Source organism: Actinomyces bouchesdurhonensis (assembly GCF_900128465.1).
Classification (GTDB): Bacteria; Actinomycetota; Actinomycetes; order Actinomycetales; family Actinomycetaceae; genus Pauljensenia; species Pauljensenia bouchesdurhonensis.
In genome coordinates this window covers 139,548-141,538 of sequence record NZ_LT635869.1, presented here as the reverse complement: position 1 = coordinate 141,538, position 1,991 = coordinate 139,548, and the positions used below count along the sequence as shown (strand labels likewise).

General features: G+C 69.5%; 3 protein-coding genes. All 3 read left to right on the top strand.

Annotation, left to right across the window (positions count from 1 at the left end):
• Positions 1–539 (top strand): SWIM zinc finger family protein (locus BQ7477_RS09040; protein ID WP_129582569.1); only part of this gene is annotated, 539 nt, incomplete at its 5' end.
• Entirely contained in the window at positions 458–1,552 is a 1,095-nt protein-coding gene (locus BQ7477_RS09035; RefSeq protein ID WP_478209463.1) for a DUF6493 family protein, read from the top strand. The genes BQ7477_RS09040 and BQ7477_RS09035, both read left to right, overlap by 82 nt.
• On the top strand, positions 1,528–1,991 hold a 464-nt coding region (locus BQ7477_RS11895; protein ID WP_200783505.1), incomplete at its 3' end, for a hypothetical protein. The genes BQ7477_RS09035 and BQ7477_RS11895, both read left to right, overlap by 25 nt.

Here is a 1,991-nt window from a genome sequence, read left to right as displayed (position 1 = left end):
GCGCGCGGCTGAGCGTGGGGCTTAGCCCCGCCAAGTCACGCGGTTTCTCGGGGGAGGGCGCGGTCCTGGCGTCCCTAGGGGACCCGCGTGTCGAGGAGGACGCGGCCTTGCTCTCGTCCCTGCTCTCCTTCGAGCCGCGCATCGACACGCAGCTCATGTCGGCCCGCTGCGGCCTGGCCCCCGACCGGGTGGCCGGCGGCCTCGCGCTCCTGGCTTCAAGCGGGCAGGTCGGCTTCGACGTCACTGAGGGCGCTTACTTCCATCGTCCCCTGCCCGTGCGCGCCGACGCACTCACCGCCATGCATCCGCGACTAGCCGGGGCGCGTTCGCTTATCGAGCGCGGCGCGATCACCCGTGAGGAGGGTGCACGCTTCCGGGTCGCTTCGGGCGCGAACCGCTTCCGGGTGGAGGTGCCCGCCGACCCCTACGCCATCGGCCAGTACCGGTGCACCTGCCCATGGTGGATGAAACACAGGGGCGGGCGGGGTCCCTGCAAGCACGTCCTCGCCGTTTCCCTGCTCGTGAAGGAGGAATCGTGAGCACCATCCGTTGGCTGCCCGACACCCTGGATGAGTGCATGGACTTTTGGAGGCTCCACCTGTGGGTCCGGCAGCACCCGGACCAGTGGACCCTCGACCAGGTCTACGCGCGCATGCTGGAGATCAACGACGGCCCGCCCATGGATGACGACCTGACCGTGAGCGCTCGGCTGTCCGACCCGTGGATGGACGGCATCGGCTTCCTGCGCCTGGCTGAACTGCACGGCGACCTGGCCCTCGAGCATGACGAGCACTACCTGACGGCGCTCATCGGCCTGGAACCCGGGCTGCAGCTGCCCCTCATGCGCGCCGATCGGGAGCTGCGCGAGGCGCTGGTGTGGGAGATGCTGCGCCAGGAGGGCACCAACGCTATGTCGCTGTCCTCGTCCGACCGCTCTGCTTCCGTCGGCGTGAAGTCGCCCGGCTGGTCGCGCACGCTCGTGTCCAGCGCCGATGAGGGACTCATCGACCGGGATCGCCTCATCGACGCTCTCCTAGAGATGCTCGCCGCTGACCTGCCCACTGCGCGCGCCGGCTGGTATTCGCGGACCCTGCGCCTGGCCTCTATGACCGTTGACGAGGCCGTCTCGCGTCAGGGTGTCCTGTGTGCCCTGATGTCCTCCCCCGTTGGGCCGACCGTGACCCTGGCGGTCGGACAGCTGTGCGCCCTCGCCAGGGCCGGTCGCCTCGACCTGGAACTTTTCGCGCGCAGCTGCGAGGGCGCGCTCATGGGGTCGAAGGAGAATGCTCTGCGAGTGGTTGGGGTCTTGCGTGACGGCCTCGGGGCCGTGGAGGGCACCGACCTTGAACCCCTGCTCGGTGTCGCCCTCTCCTTCCCGGACGCGCAGGTGCAACGGGCGGCGCTGGGGCTGGCGCGCGACAACGTGACCGCCAGTCTCCTGACGNCCGCGGCCCGGTGCGCCTCCTGCACGAGCAGCTGCGCGTTGCATTGCGCGACAAGCCCTACGACAAGCCGAACGGTCAGGACATGTACCGCTTCGACCCGATCCTGAGCGAGCCGCTCGAACCCATGGAGGTGCAGTGGGAGCGGCAGATCATCCGCGCTCCCTACCAGAAGCCGGTGAGCGTCGTGCACGGCGAGTACACCAAGACGGATGACATGCACGAGACGTGGGTCATCCCCGGGCAAACCCCAGCGACGGGAGAGGACTCGCTGGCGGTCGCCCTCGCCAACGTCGCGGGGGTGGCTCCCGAGTTCACCGGGCGGCTCCTGGAATCCGGTGACTACCGGTCGAGCGGCGTCGCCTACGCGTGGGCTGCCTGGGCCCTCCAGCACAACCCGGACATTCTGGCGGCCCACGCGATGCCCGTCCTCCAGGGCGCATTCTTTAAGTTCCCGCAGGTCATCACCGCCTTCGAGGTGGTCGTGCGCGCGCTGGGAGAGGGATGGCGGGCGCCGGGCGCGCCCACCTACTCGGCCCTGGCGTGGGC